Genomic DNA, 22,917 nt, shown 5'->3' with positions numbered 1-22,917 from the left:
ATTACAAATATCCGGATCGTTATGCCGATATCGGATTTCCACGCGAAACATTTTCCTTAATCGAAAAAAGCAACTTAGATACACGTACCAGATAACAATATAAATAAAAAGATATTTTTAACTATCCTTTTTAAAGATAACGCTTCTAAATACTACGTGAAAATGGCTGCTTACATTGCACATGATTAAGTTCATAGGCTACCTTATGTACCGTTTAAATATCTTCAGCAAAAGCCCATAGAGATTATTATCTTATAATCTTTATACCTAACCTGTAGTTTAGCTATTTGAATATTGATTATCATAATAGCTTGCATACGCACCGCTTGTTACATTCTCAAGCCATGTTTTGTTTGCCAAAAACCAATCTATTGTTTCTGATAACCCTTGTTCAAACGTAACAGATGGTTGCCAGCCCAGTTCCCTATTAATTTTACCTGCATCAATCGCATATCGCCTATCATGGCCCGGACGATCCTTTACAAAAGTAATTAATTGTTTACTTGTACCGGATGGACGTCCAAACTTTTCGTCCACTTGTTCACAAAGTAAATGCACAAGATCGATATTTTTCCACTCGTTGAAGCCTCCTATATTATAGGTATCGCCTATTTTTCCATCATGAAATATCAGATCGATGGCAACGGCATGATCCTTAACAAACAACCAATCCCTTGTATATTTTCCGTCACCGTAGACAGGCAGCGGTTTATTATTAATAATGTTATTAATCATTAATGGGATTAGCTTTTCGGGGAAGTGATATGGCCCGTAGTTATTGGAACAATTAGAAACCAACACATTTATGCCATAGGTATCCTGATAAGCGCGAACAAAGTGATCAGACGATGCCTTGCTTGCACTATATGGTGAATGCGGGTCATATCGGGTCTCTTCTGTAAACAAGCCTTCGCTTCCTAATGCGCCATAAACCTCGTCAGTTGATACATGATAAAACAAATGCGCGCTATAGTCGTCCTTCCACTTGTTTTTTGCTACCTCAAGTAAATTTACAGTGCCAATAATGTTTGTGTAAACAAAGTCCAACGGATTTGTAATAGACCTATCAACATGAGACTCGGCGGCCAGGTGTATAACATCCGTCACCCCATATTTATCAAAAATAACATTTAATTGCTCGGCATTTGTGATATCAGCCTTTTCAAATACATAATTTGCTTCGTCTTCGATATCTGATAAGTTTTCCAGATTTCCAGCATAGGTGAGTGCATCAACGTTTACAATTAAATAATTTGGATACTTTTTTACAAATCTGCGTACCACATGCGACCCGATAAATCCGGCTCCGCCTGTAATAATTATTTTCTTCATAAGCTTAATTAACGATGTGATATCTTATTTATAAAATTTTATCTTTTTGATGCGTTAGATGCATTATATATTTCCCGGATATGATTTGCATATTGATCAACTATGATATCCCAGCTGTAAACTGTGCTAATTTTATTGCTATTATTAATCAGCATCAATAAATTTCCCCCATCATTTTTGACAGTTGTATCGATAACATTTTTTACGTCTTCTGCCGTCAAAAAATACAGGGCGTCATCATTTAGAATATACCGATTAAAGGGGTTATCATTAGCACATATCAAACTATTTGAAGACATTGCTTCAAGCAATGACGGATTTGTTCCGCCTACGGTATGTCCGTGAAAATAAACATTTGAATAGTATCTGAGATTATTGAGTGTATTTATATTATATATACCACCTATAAATTTTATATTAGAGTTGCCTGCAAACTTTGTTTTCAAGTATTCCCCAAATTTTGTTTGATGTTTTCCAATCACCAAAAATGGCCGTTTGCTATTTGCGTTTGCAACGCCGTCCAATATAACCTCTATGCTATTTTCGGGCTCCAAACGGGCAATCAGCATATCATATTGAAAAGCCGTGACCTGATATTCGCCTAAAACACGTTTTTGGGGATCTTGAAAAAGATCAGCTCCGTAAGGAATAAATACGGAGTCTTTATTGTATTTATCTTTTATATAATCTTGTATACCAATTGAATCAGATATCAAATAATCACTATGTTTAACGCCCAACTTTTCGGCATATAACAAAAATTTCCGTACAGAATCTGAATACTTGGTCCGCTTCCATTCCAGACCATCCATATTTGTAGTTACTATACTTCGTTTTCGGGGTAAAAGCCTGCCCCAAACCGAGCTGCTGGTGTAGCCTAACTGTAATATTACATCACAATTCCTTTTGCGCAAATCAAGGATACAATTGAGGTCATAAATAAATTGCCCAGCAGTTCCCCACTTATACTCCGGGTCGTAACAATGAACTATTTGAACGCCGTTCCAGTTTTTTTCCTGATAGGGATGATTATGCGAGTTATAGACAATTACTTCAAACCCCTTTTTTACAAAACCGAGTGCCAGGTATTCTGCGCATTGTTCAAATCCTCCATAGTGGTTAGGTATCCCACGGGTGCCTAAAATTGCTATTTGCATTGATTATTCTTTTTTATAAACACCAACAATGATACCTCAGTAAATATATGCTTACTAAAAACAGGTAATTCAATTAGTTTCATGAAATTTTGATTTCACATCCATTCCGGAATCCTTTAAAACCTTTTCCAATTCGACCCGGTTGTACTTATTTTTTCCGGATATTAAAGGCACCGAAGGCTTTAGATATATTTTATTGTCTTCGGATTTAAAATATCGGCCAGATACATTTTTATTGGGTGTAAAATAATAAATTCCAGAAGAAGCCTTATAGAAGGTATTACCTTTTATAAGTACTCCTGTAGCATTTACTTCCCAAATGTAATTAAGTATGTGTACGCCAACATTTTTGTTTGCTCTTACACTATGCGACCATCCAAATCCGGCATATGAACAATAATTATTCGTAAAAGAACAATTTTCAAATCCTAAATTATATCCTTTTGCCCAAAACTCAAACGATTGCTCGTTATATGATGCCTTGTTATGATCAAATTGCACATTTTTAAAAATGCCCTCGCCATTTCCCTGCAATGTAAATGCGACGTCATAAACTTGGCTAACATTACAATCTTCTATAATACAATTTTGAGATCCATTCCACAGCTCAATTCCGTTTCCGTATCGAACCTTTCCATTACCAGTTCCCTGAAGAATTGACCCTCCTATCTCATTTATATCAATCCCTTTAAGTGTAACACCATTAACATTCACCCCCCTTATCGCATGCCCTGCCGTACCTGTAATTTTAATATTACTTACTTCGAGATTATTAAAAAGATTAAGCCCGATATAACTACATGCCACTTCAATAGTTTGGTTTGAAGCAGATAGATCACTTTGAGAGTATACGTATAGAAATTCCTTATCTGAAAAAAAGTCCCATTGTGATGATAACGAATCAACACCCTGCACCCTATTACCATACATTGTTCCATTTACTTTAATGAACCCAACATTAGTGTTTTTCTCCTTAAAACCCGAATAGCTGGTTGAATCCAGTAAACTAATTTTATAAATATTATTTTGTGACCTGGCCCAGTGACTGTTCTGAATTTTCTTCAGCATGGAAATAACGGGCTTGTCACCAGCCCCATAACTCGAAATTGTGGTTTTCTGATCAGTCGGCATTGTTTGATCAGCATACAATTTTGTATAAAATACGTCTCCGCTATGAAATAAATATGTATTTCCCGGCCGAATTTTTGAAACAGTTCTCCAAGCTTGCTGAGATGACAAACCGCTATTATTGTTAGACCCAGCATTACTTATGTAATAAGTATTACCCTGAGAAAATCCCCGGAACGAGATAATCATCAGTAAAAAGAAAGCATATGATACTTTTGGAAAATAATTTCTGATGAGCGATTTATCAGCTCGTTCTTTGCGTTGTGTCATAATTTCTAATTTTTAAGTTTTGAATTAATGACGCTATGATTTGATCCCAGTCGTAATGGTCGGTTACTGTATTAAAGGCGTTTTCTCTAATTTCGTTTAGTAGTTGCTCATCGAATGACAGAATCTTTGTTGCTTTATTTATTAGATCATCAACAGATTCCGATTTAAATAAGAAACCATTTACTCCGTCTTCTATTATATCTTTGTTTGGCTCAAGATCAGAAGCCATAACGAGTGAATTCTGGCTCATTACGTTCAAAAGCACGCCACTTTGATATATTTTCTTATATGGTAACACAACGATATCTACTTGTCGGATAAGATAGTTCATCTCATCATCTTCAATAAAACGCAAATACTTCGTTATCTGTTTATCTAAGTTTAAATTTTGTATCATTTGCTCATATGGGCGAAAATCGATAACAGGATTTCCCGCTATAATTAAGTGTACATTATCGGGCAAATCGCTCATGGCTTTTACGAGGATATCCAGACCTTTTTCTTCTTTGATCTGACCGAAAAAAAGCAATACCCGACAACCGGATTCTCTCATGGCCTGAGCATCCACAATTCCTTCCGGGGCACTTTCAACATCGAAAGTATGATCCTTATAGTGCCCATGCTTCATTATTATCACTTTACCCGGTTCAACATATGGGAACAACCTGATAAGTTCCTTTTTTGAAAACTCATTATGCACAATGATATATCGTGACATTTTTTTTAAGATTAATTTGGCATATGATTTAACATCTGTTTTGCCAAATGAATCAATATCATGATAAATAGTAATTATTCTTCCATGTCCGAATAAATAGCATATCAAATGCTGCAAAAATGAAATAAGCGTTAATTCAAATAAATGGATAAAAATGTATTCTGTATGTTTCCCCGATTTTAAAGCAGATCTTAGGTACCCATATATCCGCAAAAGGAAACGTCGGATAACCCCGCTTTTTTCTGCTTCAAAATATTTGAAATATTTAACATTACTTTCTTCTGACGTGCTGAAATTAGAAAACACATCAACATCATAATCTAGTTTCGATAAAGACTCCGCCAAAGATGTACTATACTTTGCCAATCCCGCTTTTACTCCGGTATGGTCTATTATCGAAATTTTTTTAAAATTTTTCGCTACCATTTATACAACACAAAACAGTTTTATTTTATCTTAACGTATAAAGTTATACATTGAATAACGGATCGTACTTAATAGTATACTTTAAATTTGATCGCCGTTGTCCTATAACCTTTGCCGGCACCCCACCCACCATGCTCATTGCAGGCATATCTTTTGTTACTACCGCCCCGCAGGCTATCACACAACCTTCACCAATTGTCACCCCTGGCAATATAGTTGCCCTGGATGCAACCCATACATGACTCTCAATACAAACATCTCCTGACCGGGTAACGTGGAAATCATCATGGGGGTCATGTTCTAAGGTAAATATCCATGAACCTCTTGCTATATCTACGTTATCCTTAATAACAATTTGCCCCTCTCTGCCATCAAGTAGTACATCCGGGTTAACAGAACAATTATCCCCTATCTTAATTTGTGACCTCCCCTTATCATTAAGGATTTTCACATTGAAACCTATAAAAGTTCCCTTGCCAATCTCCATGAAAAAACCGGCTATAAAAATCCTCAAGAAATTAAAAGGTATCTTATTAAATAATGCATTATACAGGTATAAAAAAAATATCTGGAAAAATCTCTTTATATATCTCAAGCCCGACGATGAAGTAGCCATATTAATAAAATCCTTTTATAATTTTTTCAGAATAGTTTTTGTAAGACTAAAATTATTATAATTCCAATAACTAAATTGATTTGAAAGCATTCTCAATTTCAATCGCTTAGCAGGTTTAAGGTATCCCTTATATAAATTAAGAATATTTCTTAACTTTTTAGCAACATCAGAGGCTAAATCAAATGTTTGTTGCCGCTTTGATTTATCATCATGATTTGAGGATACCAAAATTTGCAGAAGCTGCCTGTAGGTATCCATTTTTAAATATTCAAATTCAGCCTCAAAATTACCTTTCGCTTCACCCAAGGCATTTTCAACATTTTGAATCATTACAAAGTAATCAGAAATTGATTTGGCATTTTTTTGCGCCATTATAGATCCGCCCCGCTGCCTGTAGTGATAACCATAATACGGGATAGCCACTACTTTTCTTGCCTTCAAAAATAATTGTGTTGTAGTTGGCACATCCTCGTAATACACTCCTACAGGGTATTCTATCTTCCAAGTTGTGAATAAGCTTTTTCTGTAGATTTTTGCCCACGCCGAAAACACCAAATGCCGGCAAAGCAACATCTCGCTTACTGCTTCAGCGGTATCAAAAATCATTTCATCAGAAACGCCACCAAATGATTCAACAGAACGTTTCTCATACTCAAGATAGTAGTTACAACAAACCGCATCCGCCTGGGTATGCTCAGCAGCTTTTATCAACTCAGAAAACATGTCTTTTCCAATCCAGTCATCACTGTCAATAAAGCAAAGATAATCACCTTCAGCTACCTTTATTCCGGTATTCCTGGAAGCCGATAAGCCACCGTTTTTTTTATGTTTAATGATCGTCCACCTAATTTGGGACTGCTGACTTAACATTTCCCTTGCAATGGTGATTGAATTATCCGGGGAGCAATCATCAATAATCACTATATCAAAATCACCAAAAGATTGATCCAAAAGCGATTGTATACATTCACCTATATATAGTTCAACGTTATAAACCGGGATAATGACTGTTATCAGAGACATTGAGGATCTTAGTAATAATTAAAAGTTAATGACTTTGTTAGTCCTTAGTATTTACCGCGGTTTGCTCAGGAAATAAGCTTTCGAAATCTTTTCTTTCAAACACTTCTAAGTGTCCACCTTTGGTAGCATTATAAACCTTTCTTCCTGCCTTTTCGAAACATTCTTTAGCCTTCATAAAACCAACTTCCATCCTTTTAACATTAGGATCATGCCATCTGTAGCCTTTGCCAAAATATGACGGCGCAAAATGATTGGGATCATCCTCGGTAGATAATATATCAAATCCTGCTTCTGAATGGTTAGAAATTACAGCACTTTTAGGAACAACATAATTGTGATCAAAGCCAATCATGTATACCTCCTTAAATCCCATATAATAAGCTAACTGAAGGCACACATAAGTTACTGAACCGCCAACTCCTAAATACCTAACTGCATCATATGAAAAACGTGGAAATTTTTTAGTTTCCGTGTAGTTTCTCCGTATGTTGATATATAATGTTTTGTCATCCTGTTTTATAATATGCCGAAAATACGTACCAATAAGTTTTAATTTTGATCCCTTATAAGCGTTTATTTCATCACATCTGTCTTCTCCTACCAAATTATCTTCCAATACATAATAAGTTGGGTAAAATTGCATTTTTTCGTAATTCAAATAAATTGCATTTACACCAAATGTATACTCATCTTTTAAAAGAGGCAGGTCAAGCAGATTAAGCGAAGGCCCATTTCCAATTATAAAACAACGCTCACCTTTATGAGTATCTTTTAACATCGCTATTCTTTTTTCATTGTCAGTTAAAAATATCTTTCTTGCTGCAAATCTGAACCGTGTTGTGTAAATGAATTTTTTGAAGTTCGATGTGTTGTCATCATATGTGTAACGATCAACAAAAAGGTAATAAATTGGAGCCAAAAGGCTTTTAAGCATTGAGTTTTTCATGATGTATTTCTATTCAAAAATTACCTAATAAATTATATTTTTACTAAAGCACTGAAAATCATATAAATAAGCAAAATGCAGATCGGTATACTACTTGCTTTTAATTCGAACTTGAGAAACGACACCTTCATAAATCTGTATGAATGCATCGCAGCGTACCACGCATAAAACCCTAAGTAACCGGCTATCATCCCTACCGGGATAGCATACAAGTCTATCTTATGCAACAATGCTACCGTTACTGCAATAAAAATCACCCCTGATATCCCATCAGCAATATGAGATATAATATGATTACTTATGCTATACAATTGAATATGCATTGCACCATACCTGTGAATAAAGTAAGCAATGGTTAATACTATCCATAATTGAGTATCAATAAAAATTACTTTACTATGAATAGCTGATAGGATAAATTTCGCAGCCAAGCCAAATGAAATAGCGCCTAAAATAAAAATCATATTAGACAAAAACATACTTTTTTGTGCTTTCTTAATCAATTCATCCAACCTGTTTTGCGCTCTTAACTGAGCGAAAAGAGGGATCTTGCTGTAAAATGGAGCTGCAGAAATATCCCTGATCTGATTAATAATCCTCAATGCTAATAAATAAGCTGCAACACTACCGCTATTACCAATTTGTGCATAAATAATACTGGTTATATTGCTCAAACCATTTGACATAAAACCAGAAACTCCGCTTCGCCAGGCAGGCGCCCAAACTTTCTTAAATAGTACTTTATCAAAGGGTTGATTAGTATTAAGCTTGATGAATTTGCCGTTATCAATTTTACGACAAAGCAGTATATCTCTGAGTAAGTTAACTAAAATCCATACTTGATTGGCTACTACCAGCCAAAGCAAACTTTTGAGAAAAAACAAAACTGCAATACTCGTTAAAATTGACCCTATTGAGGTTATTGTTTCCCATCTCCTTACTATCGCAATTTTATTAAGACCTTCGAGGTAGTTAGAATAAATTGTTCCGTAAAACTTAATACATGATATGATAATAATAACTCCCCAGGCTAACCAAGCATCTAGCGGATCAGAAACCAAAGATATAGGCTTAACTAATGACCATGTACCAAGCGTTAGTAAAATAATACAAAATAGTAAGGTAACCCATTTATAGATAACCCTCATAACCGAAAATATCCGGCTTATAAGATCCCAGTTATGAACACCATGGGTTTCCACCTCAGATGTCGCGTAATTTTCAATATCCTTTGCCCCTCCTGCTCCATAAGCTATCATTCTGATAAATGTTACTTTAAAGCCCATATCTGCTAACCCCTGCAATGATATAACCGTTGAAAAAAGATACCACAATGCAACCTGTGGGGCCGTAAACCGGCTTAACAACATCGGAAGCACTAAAAAGAGACTTAAAGCTTTGGTAGAGTAACTTAACCAAGTATTCAATGTAGGTGAATCCCAACACTTTTTTATAAATTCAGTAATTTTTTGCTTTAATCCCATTTAGTTGGTTGGATTGATATTTTTAAATGAATGTTGCTCAAATTAATTAAGGGCTTTTTGCCAGGCCGATAGCTATTTTGAATAATCGCCTTTGTTAATAAAGGCAGCAAGTCTGTTGTATATTTCGTTAAACCCACTTTTTGTAAAGTGAATATTATCCAATGTAAATTTCTTTACATCACTTACACTCCAGTCTTTTATAGATAAACTATTTTTTACAAACTTTTTTAATATAAGCTCGTAGTCACTAACTACCTCCTGAATATTTGACGGACGTCCCCTTTCATAATTACCTTCCCAGCCCTTTACAAAATAATTCGAGTCTATCCAAAGAAGATTTTCTATCGAAGCGAGTTTAGGGCCTATAACAGTCTCCAGATATTCTTTAGAGTAAATAGTTATAGTATCTTCTCCGTAATACTGTGCCCCTAAAATGGTGTTATGATAACCAGCATTACTTTTAAATAACTCATCAAAATTGGGAGTTGCTATTTTGCTATCCTTAACCTTTTTGATATTGCTCAAAGGCCGGGGCGAAAAATCAACTATACCGCAATGCATAATCACTATATCATAATTTTTCCACGTATCTCCGATTGTATTTAAGAAATCAACGATGGTCGTGAACTTCTCGGGACACAGGTAGTAGGAAGTATTAAAAGTTTCAATTAGTTTATCAGCGTATGAATTCAAGGGTATCCTTCCCAACTTACCCGTTACATCAAATCCCCTCGAATCCGTATATAAAAAAACCTTAACTTCCTTACGGTTCTTTATTCTGTAAAGACTATCTTTAATTGAAAATAGTAGCTTTAAAAGTTTTTCTTTCATATTTCGGTTGTCGATAAACTTTCACCACCTGTTAAATTTATTTCGGCAGTATTATTTTTTTTTCTAGCGTTTACAAGTGGAATCAAACTGTTTTTATAACTTATAAATAAACAGCCTATCAAGATGTAACAAAAAATAAAACTTGAAAATTGAATCTCCCTGATAAGCGATTCCGTAGCAGACAAGGAAAACAGGAATATCAGCATTACCACATAAAAATTATGATTTCGCTTATTGGCCTTTTTTAGATTTGCATAATTTTTAAAGCAAACAATAAGCATAAAAATGAACAGACAATTAATGTAGTAGCCGCCTTCCAAAAACAATTGAAGAAATGTGTTGTGAGCATGTTCAAACCGTCCGTTTTCTTCTGTGGTCAAAAACAAATCGGTAGGTGGCCCTCCATAAAAGCCAAACAGATAATTCGACTTGAATGAGAAGAAAAGCTGCATAATACTAAGCCACGCTATGGCGCGTCCGGTTGCAGTAACAAGCTCATCCTTATTATTGCGGACAATTATTGACGAAAACAATTCATTATTTGAGAGATCAACAACAAACGATGATATTGAATCCCAAAACATTGGCAAAAACAATAAAAGAAACGATGCGTACAATATCACCCGATTTGTACTACGAACATAGAAATAGTAAATACAAACTGAAATGATACTACTAAAGATGAAGCCCCTTCTGTTGAATAATAGTAAAAGAAAAACAGAAAAAAAGAGTGAAAATAGACTAAGAAAAGAACGATCCTTATTAAAAATATAATTGAATATTGAAAGCAGGCATAACAATGCAACTATAAGGGGTGCCTCCAGGGTTGTTACGGTTAATAGATCCGGACTAAGCAGATTATAAAATGCACCTAACTTTAGCGAGCCGGCTATCATCAAGTGAGGAATAAAAACAACGAAGATGGAAACCAGCAAAAGTGCCAGAATAGTTCGCCTAACGTCAAGAAAACTTTTCTTTCGTAAAAACCAGTATATGATTAACGCATGTTCTAAGTATATCAAAAAATAAGATAGTCCCCTAAACGGAACTTTGATATTATTTGTAGATATAAATGAATATGAAAGATAAAAGAACAAAACGATTCCCGTTACCTTTAAAAAATTTTTTCGTGACCGCTTAGGGATTAAAAACCTGCCGCATAAAGGTATTGCCAATGGTATTAATCCCAACAATACAATTAATTGATTTACCTGAGTATTTGAGAACTTGATCAATACCAACAGATACGTAATGTATGCACTAAAAATTAGCGCATCTTTAAATAATCCTTTGTCCCCTCTGTTTTGTACTGTTCTCATGTCTTACACATTGGCCACGTCTATATTTAGTCCAGATCCTTTAGAACGTTGCTAATACCACCGTCAATATTCAAATTTGCGCCGTTTATAAAACCAAGTTTATCTTCAGCTAATAACAATGCAAGCTGTGAAACCTCCTGGGGCTTACCTATACGCTGACTTGGATGTAGTTCATTAAGCATCCGTACCTTATCCTCATCATTGTTAAATCCGTCTCTTAGCATTTGTGTATCAATGGCTGCTGGGCTAATTGAATTAACCCTTACCCTACCCTGCAAATCAACCGAAAGCGCTTTGGTTAACCCAACTAATGCACTTTTTGATGTTGCATAAGCTAAAAAGCGCTTTTTTGTAAGCTGATGATGAATACTTGCTATATTGATAATGGAACCTTGCGATTGCTCCAGCTTGCTTAAGAAAAGCTGGCTTAGCATTAACGGTCCTGTCAGGTTTACGTTAAGCGTTTGGTTCCAGTCCTGGATTTTTACTTCAGAAAGACTGCTTAAAATCTGTACTGCCGCATTGTTGACTAAAACAAACAATTCAGGAACTTCTTTATCAAGAATTGCGTCCATGTGCACCTTGTATTCAACATCGGCACAATATTTATTCAAATCAAACCTGATAAATTTTTCGCAATAAGGAGAGGGTTCATCCACCAAGTCAAGCCCTACAACACGATAATCACTTTCATTAAAAGTACGTGCTAATTGACTTCCAATACCTCCAAGTACACCGGTTATTAAAACAGTTTTCTTGTTATCCATCATCAGATTACTTAAGTTTTAAATATCCAAATAAGATATCCACTGCTTTTAAACTCGCCCTTATAACAGCTTCTTTTGTGTTTGAACCATTGTGGGTTCCAAAGATGCACTGTTCAAATTGCCTAAGCGGGCTATCTGAAGGAAGCGGCTCAACTTCAAAAACGTCTAACCCGGCCGATTTAACCTTACCACTGTTAAGCGCTGCCACCAATGCTGTTTCGTCAATCAGCGGACCACGTGAAACGTTAATTATAATTACACCATCTTTCATTAAACCTATTGTATCAGAATTAACAAGATGATAGTTTGAAGGCGTTAAAGCACATGTAAGCACAACAAAATCGGCTTCTTCCAATTTCTCCGGGAAAGCAAGTATTTCATCTACACCGGCTTCTTCCGAAGTTAGTTTACTAAACGGATCATAAGCATTGATTTTAACATCAAATGCCTTTAAGCGGCGCGCAGTGGCCAATCCAATATCACCAATCCCAACCAGTGCTACAGTTTTGCCCTCAAGAGACATCCCGGCTGGTTTAATCCAGTTACCTTTACGAACTTCTCTATCAACACGATAACTATCCCGCGCCAAACCTGTAAAGTAAGCAAGAGCCATATCAGCTACTTCATTACCGAACATTCGTGGAGTATTTGAAATAGGAATCCCCAATTTTTCGCACGCCTTAAAATCAACATTATCAACACCTACCCCCCATTTTACGGCAGCCACCAATTTGCCCGCTTTCCCTGCGGTAAACACGCGCTCGGTTGCAGGGTCATCGCCTATGATCCATGCATCAATAGTAGGTACAATTTCAATCAGTTCGTCTTCAGTTAATACCTGAACAACATTTGGCGTAATCAGCTCAATTCCTTTATCATCAAAAAGATACCTTAACTGATCTATTGCCCTTAGCATTGGAGGGCATGTTATTAAAACTTTCATATTATATCTTTAAAACGGGAGTTATATTTTGTGTAGGTTTTTGTATAGCAGTTCGGCCATGATGAAATTCAGTTCTACGTCTATATCCTGCGATTCAACTTCTGGCATTTCAAACAAATATGGTCTGTCACCAATACGATTATGCTTCCGTTCCAAAATTTCCTTTGTAAACAGATACATACATGAATTTTCCTCGTAAATAGGAGGCAAATCCTGGGTACGCAACAAAATATTGGGGTTGTGGTTAATAGGCCTTGCTAATGGATCCCAATACCTTACCTGTTTCCGCGTTACCGAAAACAATGAATCATACATAGGATATAAATGAAAAAATTTCTCTATCCCCGCTGTAATGGTTTGCGTTGATAATATGGGATTTGTGCTATGCGTTTGTAAATAAAACTGTGAAGGCACTTGGTTAATGGTATTCAACAAAACGTCGTTCATTGGGATACTGCCATCTCTTAAATGCTCAGGCCTTTCTAAAACAAGAACGTCTGGGAAAGCCTTTGCACTCTGTTCTATTATAATTGGGCTATCCGTATCAATAACTACTTTGTCAACTAATGGGCAATTCAACATCGCTTCAACTACATAATGAAAAAGCGGCTTTCCGGCAAAATCACGATAATTTTTTCCAGGAACACGCTCGCTGGAATGACGCATTGGTATAATTGCGGTTAATTTGTATGACATATATTATATATATTATTGTTATGAATTGTATACTATTCTTTCACCCAATTCGGTAGCTGATAGTTCAGCTTTCTTTTTAAACAGCTTGTTTTTTACTTCGTTGGGATAGTAAAAACGCATCCTGAGGGTTTCATCAGGCTTAGACTTTTGCCGGTATCCTTTGTATGTTCCCCAAAATTGCAACGTGCGAAATATGACTATGAACCTAAACTCCTTCAAAAATCTACCGTCATGCAACGCATGGACAGAATCAGACCAAATGTTGCCTATTGACAGTTTGCAAAAGCTCAAAAAATTAAATTTTTCGTCAGGATAAATGTTTTTCAACGCGATTGCTTCACGCCGGTACCTGTTTTTTATTCTCGACGGTGTTTCCTCGTGCACATGCACTATAGTAGCTGTCGATTCATAAGCTATCGAGTAGCCCTTTTGCATGATCTTGGTTGCCCAATCCAAATCCTCCAAACCAGTAAGTTCTTCATCATAAGGCTGTTCCTCCCAAAGATCCTTTCTGACAACCGCGTTTGCATTGTTACAAAATGGTATCTTCTGATCATAGTTGGATGCCCCCGGAAACCATTTTTTAAATAGCTGCTCCTCCGAATAACGGGTTATTTCATTCCCAACCTGTCGGCCGTAAACTAAAGCCACTTTATCCTTATAAAACGGCCTCAGCATCTTTTCAATCCAATCTGTATATAAAGGATAAACGTGAGCGCTGGCAAAAAGTAAATATTTACCTCTGGCGTTCTCACACCCGATATTCAGCGCTCGTCCAAACGAGAAATCCTCTGGGCTAATATTTACGATCCTTGCCCCTGCTTCTCTGGCTATGGCTACTGTTCCGTCAGTTGAGCCTGAATCCACCACAATTACTTCGATATTGTTAAAAATAGTCTGCCTCTTAACACCTTCAAGTAATTTCCCAATATGTTTTTCTTCGTTGTATGAACGAATAATTAGACTACATTCAATTGTCGACATCTGATTCAGATTAAATGCCAGGTTTTAGGTAAAAGAAAACCTAAGTTTACTTTCCCTTAAATAACCTTCCCCAAAAAGTCTGTTTTGCAGGTACTTCACCATAACCGTAGCCATAACCATAGCCGTAGCCATAACCATAGCCATAACCGTAGTAGCCACCTTTTTTAGTTTTTATATCGTTAATAACCAAGTAAGCATTCCGGAACTTACCTTCTTTAACTAAATCGTTAATTATATTTAATTGTGTTTTGTAAGTATACTCCTGCCTGGTTATATACAAGCTAACGTCAACATACTTTTCAATCAACTGTGAGTCAGATACCAGTCCAATTGGTGCACTATCAATTATAATATAATCGAATTTTTGCTTCAGGTAATCTAATAATGTACCCAACTTATCATTCATCAAAAGCTCAGAAGGGTTAGGCGGAATAGGCCCGGATGAAATAACAAAACAATTCTCCGAAAAAAATGTCGGCTTGATGATGTCTTCCGGAGATAGATCGTCAGACACTACATAATTGGTAAAGCCATTATCACTCGACAAACCAAGATTAAGAGATAGTTTAGGCTTCCGAAGGTCTAACTCTAATAATATAACCCGCTTTCCACCTAAGGCCAGCACGCTTCCCAGGTTACTACATATAAAAGATTTACCCTCACCACTCATACTTGATGTAGCCATAATAACATTACATCTGCTGGGTTTTAAAACAAACTGAAGGTTTGTTCGAAGGGCTCTAAATTGCTCGGAAATAATAGACCGTGAATTATTATTCACTACTAAGGAATTACCATCTGAGTTATTTCCAATCTCACCAATTACCGTAACCCTGGTATTTGACAAAATATCATCCTTGTTAATTATTTTGATATTCAGCCTCTCCTTAGTATAGAAAAATCCCAGTGGTATCAAAAACCCGATAAAAAATCCAAAAATATAGATTATTGGTTTATTAGGTTTAAAAGGTTTGTAATCACTTTTGGCAGGATCAATTATACGCGCTGTGGATAGGGTTGAGGTTTTAGCTATAGCTGTTTCCTCTTTCTTCTGCAGTAGATACAAATATAATTGCTGCTTCAAATCTTGCTGACGGGAAAAATCAAGATAGATACGTTCCTGCTTTGGTATCAACCTCACCATCGAATTCAAAGACGAATTTCTTTGCTTCAATTGATTAATAAGCGTCACCAGATTAGCTTTATACGTTTGGAAAGTTTTCACCAATGTCGATCTTACGTTCTGTATTTCAACATCAACATTTTGAATAACTGGGTTATCTTCCTTATAAGAAAGCATTAAATTATCCCGGTTTAACAGTAACTCATTATACTTTTGAATACCAGCTGCGAATACTGGATCTTGAATAGCTAACGTACTCGGTATAATCTTCTTATTTGAAGGGTTATCCAGATACTTTTCAACCTCATTGGCAATTGATAGCTGAATTTCCTGCTCGTTAAGTTTATTGTAATAGTCAGAAACATTTGATACCAAAGCCTTACCTTGCGCGTCAACATCCGCAAGTTGATTTTGCTGTTTAAATTTTTCAAATTTAGACTCAACACCTGTTAACTCCTGGCTAACTACAGAAATCCGGTTATCTATAAAAGTTAATGTACTATCCGCTATCTGAATTTTATTTTCATGGTTTCCCTGCAAATACAAGTTCATGAGTTTATCCAAAATTGCCTCACCCTTTTTGGCATTTGAGTATTGGAACGTCAAAGCCAAGGTTGTACTTTTTTTATCAGTTAATTCAACATCAAACGTTTTACTCAATATCTGTACTTCATCATCAACCGAGTGAATACTCAACTTATAGCCTAAAACTTCAATATGTTTATTAAGATTCCGGGTAAATGTTAAATTATACTGCGGAAAACTAACATTTGTGTTGAAGTTAACCGTCGTATCTATATCATCTTTACTATTCTTAATATGAATCTTATTACCAACTATTGCAATGTCATAATTTCTCGCCTCAATTGAGTCAACTTTCGGTGTAATTTTAACACTAAACGGCGACTCATCAAATAGTTCTATCGCATTTATCCTTCCCTTTCGATAAACTATTACATTTAAGTTAAGATCCTTAACAACACTTGTCATTAACGAAGTTGACTTAAGTATGTCTATTTCGTTATAAGCATTACTTGACATATCAAGAAGATCAGAAAAATCCATCAATGAACTGCTGCTGGATTTCCCTCCCAAAAGCCCGCCGGATGTTCCGTCGTCAATTGTGATCTTACTATTTACTTTGTAACTTGGAGTACTATATCTGGCATACCCGATAGATAAAGCTATACAAGCAAGTATACTCAAAAGATAGAAGTACCAGTTACTTAAAACGCCGCTAACAAATTTTTTTATATTAAAGCTTTCTTCACCTTCAAAAGCAAGATCAAATTCCTGATCAGGAGTTCTCATAAGTAAGGATTATTTTCTTGTAAATAATACGATTAGCACTGACAATAAAGACCCAACCAAAGTATAATATCTGGCCTGTGAAGCATCTGTGGCCGCGGCTTTTGACGAACTTGGTTCCACATACACAACATCATTTTGCCTTAAATAAAAATATGGGGAAGACATTATATTACTCTTTTTCAAATTCATTCTGACAGTTATACGTGACCCATCTTCATTTTCTCTAATAAGCAAAACGTTATCTCTTTTACCAAAAATGGTCATATCCCCGGCTAAAGACAAAGCATCTAGAATTGACACCTTTTCATTGGGTATGATATAAGTAGACGGACGATTAACCTCTCCTGTAACACTTATCTTAAAATTGGCAAACCGTACGGAAACTGACGAATTCTTAAAGTACTTGTCGGCAATTTGCAGAATGGCGTTTTTTGCCTCAAATGTTGTAAGCCCTGCTACTTTTATCTTACCCAAGGTCGCGATATCTACATTTCCTTCTTTATCCACAAGATAACCCGCGGTCACTGCCTGTGCAGGGTTGATAGTACTTCCCAAAGGTATACCCGCACTTGTTGAATTTATATTACCTAAATTTAAAGAAGCTGTCGCAGTTGGGTCGATAGTTTGAATAACTATTGTAAGGATATCATCTATTTTGATTTGCGGGGCCGCATAAACCGCAGATTCAATATGTTTTACTTGCCCAGAGTCAGGAATATCCTGAAAATATTTAACTTTTTTGGTAGCGTTGCAAGAAAACAAACTCGGAAAAACGAACAAAATGAACAAAAATAGTGATGAGTTTATTAAAGAAGCTTTTCTCATAAAATTAAGATCTCATGTTTTTATAGGTATAAGTTAAAAACGTTGCAATATATACACTTTTTTCTCAAATGCAACACACTTTTATTAATTTTTTCATAAAACCGCCATTAGCATAACTTTTTATTAATCAAAAGTCCGTTTTAATATAATATTGAAAATTATGCCTGTCCCATTGTGCCACCAAAATTCATCGGAAAACCGGGATGATCGGGCTGTACTTTGATACGACCGTTAATAGATTCATATTTTTCGATATTATCTTGCAATGCCGATAAAAGGCGTTTGGCATGTTCGGGAGTCAGGATGATCCGCGATTTTACCCTGGCTTTTGGTACGCCCGGCATAACCCTGATAAAGTCTAATACAAACTCAGAGGTTGAGTGAGTGATAATAGCAAGGTTTGAATAAACACCTTCTGCAATTTCTTCTGATAGCTCAATATTGAGCTGGTTTTCATTTTGTTCTTCCATGCTACTAAATTAGCAAAAAGACGTTCTTCGTTATCCGTCTTTTTGCGTGGTAAATGCTGCGGCAAATATAGCTTTTAAGAATATATTCTATCCTATATTATGCTTTCAAAGTGTCGAACGTAGAACAGAAGTATTTCGCTTTTGTTTTAACTATTTTAAAAAAGTCATAAAAAAAGCCTCCCGGATAACCGGGAGGCTTAATAAATTATTTAAGCAGCTGGCAATTAAGCTTCCAACTCTTCTGCTTTTGAAGCCATCAGGCGGTCAAACTCTTCCTGTGAACCTACACGGATATTTTCGTATTCGCGTAAACCAGTACCTGAAGGTATTAAGTGACCTACGATAACGTTTTCTTTCAGGCCAAGCATGTTGTCTTTTTTACCTGCGATAGCTGCTTCGTTCAGTACTTTGGTAGTTTCCTGGAACGATGCTGCCGAGATAAACGACTTGGTGCCTAACGACGCCCTGGTGATACCTTGCAGTATCGGGCTTGATGTTGCAGGGATAGCGTCACGCACTTCAACCAGTTTAAGGTCGCGGCGTTTCAATACCGAGTTTTCATCGCGTAAACGACGTAATGAAACTATCTGGCCAGATTTCAACGTAGTTGAATCACCCGGATCAGTAACAACTTTCTTGTCGTAAATTTCATCATTCTCGGTCATGAAATCCCATCCGTCAACAGCTTCACGCTCTAAGAAACGGGTATCGCCCGCATCTTCGATAGATACTTTCTGCATCATCTGGTGAACGATAACCTCAAAGTGTTTATCGTTAATTTTCACACCCTGTAAGCGATAAACTTCCTGGATACCGTTAACAAGGTATTCCTGTACAGCGGCAGGGCCTTTAATAGCAAGAATATCCGATGGTGAAATTGAACCATCTGACAATGGCATACCGGCTTTAACAAAGTCATTATCCTGTACAAGGATGTGTTTTGAAAGTGGTACAAGGTATTTTTTAACCTGGCCGTCTTTTGATTCGATGGTGATTTCGCGGTTACCACGTTTAACACCACCTAAAGTTACCACACCGTCAATTTCAGTTACTACGGCTGGGTTTGAAGGGTTACGTGCCTCAAATAACTCGGTTACACGTGGCAAACCACCTGTAATATCTCGGGTTTTACCGGTTGAACGAGGAATTTTAGCAATAACCTGACCAGTTTGCAGCCTGTCGCCTTCATCAACAGCGATGTGGGCGCCTACCGGAATGTTATATCCTTTAATGATGTTACCTTTATTATCGGCGATCTGGATAGCAGGGTTTTTAGTTTTATCCCTTGTATCGATGATCACTTTTTCACGGTGACCGGTTTGCTCGTCAGATTCTTCACGGAAAGTAATACCTTCCAATACAGCATCAAACTGGGCAATACCTGCAAACTCAGAGATAATTACCGCGTTGTACGGATCCCATGAACAGATACGATCTCCTTTGGTGATCTTGCTGCCATCTTTCACATACAGGTATGAACCGTATGGAATATTGTTGGTAACAATTACTTTATTGCTTCCGGCTTCGATGATTCGGAACTCGCCCGAACGGCCTAATACCACATCAACAGCGCCGTCTTCAGCAGTTTCATAAGTTACAGTACGTACGTTCTCAAACTCGATGATACCATCAAACTTAGCGTTGATCTGAGATTCAGCCGCGATGTTTGACGCGGTACCACCCACGTGGAATGTACGAAGTGTTAACTGTGTACCCGGCTCACCGATTGACTGTGCTGCAATTACACCAACAGCCTCGCCTTTTTGCACACGTTTACCACTTGCAAGGTTACGGCCGTAGCACAATGCGCATACGCCACGTTTGCTTTCGCAGGTTAATACCGAACGGATCTCGATACCCTCTAACGGAGAATTCTCGATCTTTTTGGCAACCTCTTCGGTAATATCCTGACCGGCTACTGCTAACAGTTCGTTAGTGATAGGGTCATGAACATCATGAAGCGTAGTACGACCTAAAATACGGTCATATAATGGCTCAACAATATCCTCGTTATCTTTCAGTGCAGTTGTGTAGATACCTCTTAAAGTACCGCAATCAACCTCACCAACAATCATATCCTGGGCAACGTCATGCAACCTACGTGTTAAGTAACCAGCATCCGCTGTTTTTAACGCCGTATCCGCCAAACCTTTACGAGCACCGTGGGTTGAAATGAAGTACTCCAATACCGACAAACCTTCTTTAAAGTTTGAAAGGATCGGGTTTTCGATAATCTCACCACCTGAACCTGATTTCTGAGGTTTCGCCATCAAACCACGCATACCTGCAAGCTGACGGATCTGCTCTTTAGAACCACGGGCACCTGAGTCAAGCATCATGTAAACAGAGTTGAAGCCCTGGTTATCGTTGCTCAAGATGTCCATTACATTAGCAGTTAAGCGGTTGTTGATACGTGTCCAGATATCGATGATCTGGTTGTAACGCTCGTTGTTGGTAATGAAACCCATGTTATAGTTGTTCATTACCTCATCAACTTGCTTAGAAGCTGTATCAATCAGGGTTACTTTTTCCGCAGGGATATTGATATCCTTCAGGTTAAATGATAAACCACCCTGGAATGCCATTTTAAAGCCTAACTCCTTAATATCATCAAGGAACTGAGCGGCACGTGCCATACCGGTGATTTTTACTACTTCACCAATGATATCACGAAGTGATTTTTTGGTAAGCAGCTCATTGATATAACCTACTTCTACAGGTACATGCTGGTTAAACAACACGCGGCCTACAGTAGTATCAATAATTTTATTTACGATTTTGCCATCGCGCTCTTTAACCAAAGCTTTAACCTTAATAAACGCATGCAGATCAAGTTTTTTCTCGTTATAAGCGATAATTACTTCCTCTGCAGAATAAAAAGTTAAGCCTTGTCCTTTAACCACGCGTGTTTCGTCAGTTTTACGGCCTTTGGTTATGTAGTACAAACCAAGCACCATGTCCTGAGATGGTACAGTAATAGGTGTACCGTTGGCAGGGTTAAGGATGTTGTGCGAAGCAAGCATTAGGATCTGGGCTTCCAAAATTGCCGCGTTACCAAGTGGTACGTGAACGGCCATCTGGTCACCGTCAAAATCCGCGTTGAATGCTGTACAGGTTAATGGGTGCAATTGGATCGCTTTACCTTCAACCAGTTTTGGCTGGAACGACTGGATACCCAACCTGTGCAGCGTAGGCGCACGGTTTAGTAATACAGGGTGTCCTTTCAATACGTTTTCCAAAATATCCCAAACTAATGGGTCTTTACGATCAACAATCTTTTTGGCAGATTTTACTGTTTTAACCACACCACGCTCAATCATTTTGCGGATGATAAATGGTTTAAACAACTCGGCAGCCATATCTTTTGGTAAACCGCACTCGTGTAATTTTAGGTTAGGACCTACAACAATTACCGAACGGGCAGAGTAATCTACACGTTTACCTAATAAGTTTTGACGGAAACGGCCTTGTTTACCTTTCAGGATATCCGAAAGTGATTTCAAAGCACGGTTACCTTCAGTTTTTACCGCGTTAACTTTACGTGAGTTATCGAATAACGAATCCACAGCTTCCTGTAACATACGTTTTTCGTTACGTAAAATCACCTCTGGTGCTTTAATCTCGATCAAGCGTTTTAAACGGTTGTTACGGATAATTACACGACGGTAAAGGTCATTCAAATCTGAAGTAGCGAAACGGCCACCTTCCAATGGTACCAACGGACGCAATTCAGGTGGGATAACCGGAACGATCTTAACAATCATCCACTCAGGGTTATTCTCGATCCTGGTTTTAGCATCACGGAAAGCTTCAACAACCTGTAAACGTTTTAAAGCTTCGTTTTTACGTTGCTGAGAAGTTTCGTTAGCAGCCTGGTGACGCAGGCTGAATGATAATTCATCAAGGTCAAGGCGTTTTAATAATTCTTCCAAAGCCTCGGCACCCATTTTGGCAACAAATTTCTGAGGATCTTTGTCGTCAAGGTACTGGTTTTCTTTTGGAAGAGTATCTAATACGTCAAGGTATTCTTCTTCAGTAAGGAAATCCATTTTGTTGATTCCGTCTGCTTCTTTAATACCTGGCTGTATAACTACGTAACGCTCGTAGTATATGATAAGGTCAAGCCTTTTTGTAGGCAGGCCTAATAAATAACCAATTTTGTTTGGTAATGAGCGGAAGTACCAGATGTGTGCAACAGGCACCACCAGGTTGATGTGGCCCATACGCTCACGACGTACTTTCTTTTCGGTTACTTCAACACCGCAACGGTCGCACACGATACCTTTGTAACGGATACGTTTGTATTTACCGCAATGGCACTCATAATCCTTAACCGGACCAAAAATACGCTCGCAGAACAAACCATCACGCTCAGGTTTGTAAGTACGGTAGTTAATGGTTTCCGGCTTTAAAACTTCACCGCTTGAACGCTCAAGAATAGACTCAGGAGAGGCTAAACTGATGGTAATGGTGGTAAAGTTACTTTTGATTTTATTATCCTTTTTGTAAGACATAGTCTACTTTGATTTTTTAAAGGTAATTTTTAGG

The 22,917-nt window shown here is 37.2% G+C and carries 17 protein-coding genes; all 17 read right to left on the bottom strand.

Annotation, left to right across the window (positions count from 1 at the left end; genetic code table 11):
* Nucleotides 1-279: 279 nt before the first annotated feature.
* On the bottom strand, nt 280-1,332 hold the full coding sequence (rfbB, locus tag EAH55_RS07440; protein ID WP_121809113.1) for a dTDP-glucose 4,6-dehydratase: 1,053 nt from the start codon (nt 1,330-1,332) through the stop codon (nt 280-282).
* A gap of 38 nt (nt 1,333-1,370) precedes the next feature.
* Complete coding sequence (locus tag EAH55_RS07435) at nt 1,371-2,489, bottom strand: DUF1972 domain-containing protein (protein ID WP_121809112.1); 1,119 nt, start codon at nt 2,487-2,489, stop codon at nt 1,371-1,373.
* A 69-nt stretch (nt 2,490-2,558) separates the two neighbouring features.
* Nucleotides 2,559-3,887, bottom strand: a complete 1,329-nt coding sequence (locus EAH55_RS07430; RefSeq protein ID WP_162996781.1) for a right-handed parallel beta-helix repeat-containing protein — start codon at nt 3,885-3,887, stop codon at nt 2,559-2,561.
* Nucleotides 3,862-5,031 (bottom strand): glycosyltransferase family 4 protein, encoded by a 1,170-nt coding sequence (locus EAH55_RS07425; RefSeq protein ID WP_121809110.1) that lies wholly within the window; start codon nt 5,029-5,031, stop codon nt 3,862-3,864. The genes EAH55_RS07430 and EAH55_RS07425 overlap by 26 nt, the downstream gene beginning before the upstream one ends.
* Before the next feature lie 43 nt (nt 5,032-5,074).
* Entirely contained in the window at nt 5,075-5,647 is a 573-nt protein-coding gene (locus tag EAH55_RS31455; RefSeq protein ID WP_121809109.1) for an acyltransferase, read from the bottom strand.
* A gap of 15 nt (nt 5,648-5,662) precedes the next feature.
* Complete coding sequence (locus EAH55_RS07415; RefSeq protein WP_121809108.1) at nt 5,663-6,670, bottom strand: glycosyltransferase family 2 protein; 1,008 nt, start codon at nt 6,668-6,670, stop codon at nt 5,663-5,665.
* 37 nt (nt 6,671-6,707) lie between these two features.
* Nucleotides 6,708-7,616: a 6-hydroxymethylpterin diphosphokinase MptE-like protein gene (locus EAH55_RS07410; RefSeq protein WP_121809107.1), complete on the bottom strand. Its 909-nt coding sequence runs from the start codon at nt 7,614-7,616 to the stop codon at nt 6,708-6,710.
* A 32-nt stretch (nt 7,617-7,648) separates the two neighbouring features.
* Entirely contained in the window at nt 7,649-9,100 is a 1,452-nt protein-coding gene (locus EAH55_RS07405; RefSeq protein WP_121809106.1) for a polysaccharide biosynthesis protein, read from the bottom strand.
* Between the two features lie 72 nt (nt 9,101-9,172).
* Nucleotides 9,173-9,931 (bottom strand): hypothetical protein, encoded by a 759-nt coding sequence (locus EAH55_RS07400; protein ID WP_121809105.1) that lies wholly within the window; start codon nt 9,929-9,931, stop codon nt 9,173-9,175.
* A gap of 1,345 nt (nt 9,932-11,276) precedes the next feature.
* The gene (locus tag EAH55_RS07390) at nt 11,277-12,020 is read right to left on the bottom strand and encodes an SDR family NAD(P)-dependent oxidoreductase (RefSeq protein ID WP_121809103.1); all 744 of its coding nucleotides are present in this window, start codon (nt 12,018-12,020) and stop codon (nt 11,277-11,279) included.
* 4 nt (nt 12,021-12,024) lie between these two features.
* Entirely contained in the window at nt 12,025-12,933 is a 909-nt protein-coding gene (locus tag EAH55_RS07385; protein ID WP_208644816.1) for a phosphoglycerate dehydrogenase, read from the bottom strand.
* Nucleotides 12,934-12,981: 48 nt separating this feature from the next.
* Nucleotides 12,982-13,656: an acylneuraminate cytidylyltransferase family protein gene (locus tag EAH55_RS07380; RefSeq protein WP_121809101.1), complete on the bottom strand. Its 675-nt coding sequence runs from the start codon at nt 13,654-13,656 to the stop codon at nt 12,982-12,984.
* Between the two features lie 18 nt (nt 13,657-13,674).
* Nucleotides 13,675-14,640 carry a glycosyltransferase family 2 protein gene (locus EAH55_RS07375; RefSeq protein ID WP_208644815.1) on the bottom strand — a complete coding sequence of 322 codons (966 nt, stop codon included), beginning with the start codon at nt 14,638-14,640 and terminating at the stop codon, nt 13,675-13,677.
* Between the two features lie 46 nt (nt 14,641-14,686).
* Nucleotides 14,687-17,074, bottom strand: coding sequence for a GumC family protein (locus EAH55_RS07370; protein ID WP_121809100.1), 2,388 nt, complete (start codon nt 17,072-17,074; stop codon nt 14,687-14,689).
* A gap of 9 nt (nt 17,075-17,083) precedes the next feature.
* Nucleotides 17,084-17,899 carry a polysaccharide biosynthesis/export family protein gene (locus tag EAH55_RS07365; RefSeq protein WP_121809099.1) on the bottom strand — a complete coding sequence of 272 codons (816 nt, stop codon included), beginning with the start codon at nt 17,897-17,899 and terminating at the stop codon, nt 17,084-17,086.
* A 158-nt stretch (nt 17,900-18,057) separates the two neighbouring features.
* Nucleotides 18,058-18,369, bottom strand: a complete 312-nt coding sequence (locus EAH55_RS07360; protein WP_112572651.1) for a DUF3467 domain-containing protein — start codon at nt 18,367-18,369, stop codon at nt 18,058-18,060.
* A gap of 224 nt (nt 18,370-18,593) precedes the next feature.
* Nucleotides 18,594-22,883 (bottom strand): DNA-directed RNA polymerase subunit beta', encoded by a 4,290-nt coding sequence (gene rpoC / locus EAH55_RS07355; RefSeq protein ID WP_112572653.1) that lies wholly within the window; start codon nt 22,881-22,883, stop codon nt 18,594-18,596.
* Nucleotides 22,884-22,917 lie beyond the last annotated feature (34 nt).

It is taken from the genome of Mucilaginibacter kameinonensis (assembly GCF_003675385.1).
GTDB classification, from domain to species: Bacteria; Bacteroidota; Bacteroidia; order Sphingobacteriales; family Sphingobacteriaceae; genus Mucilaginibacter; species Mucilaginibacter kameinonensis.
The sequence above is the reverse complement of the archived record's forward strand: the minus strand, read 5'-3'. Positions and strand labels throughout refer to the sequence as shown.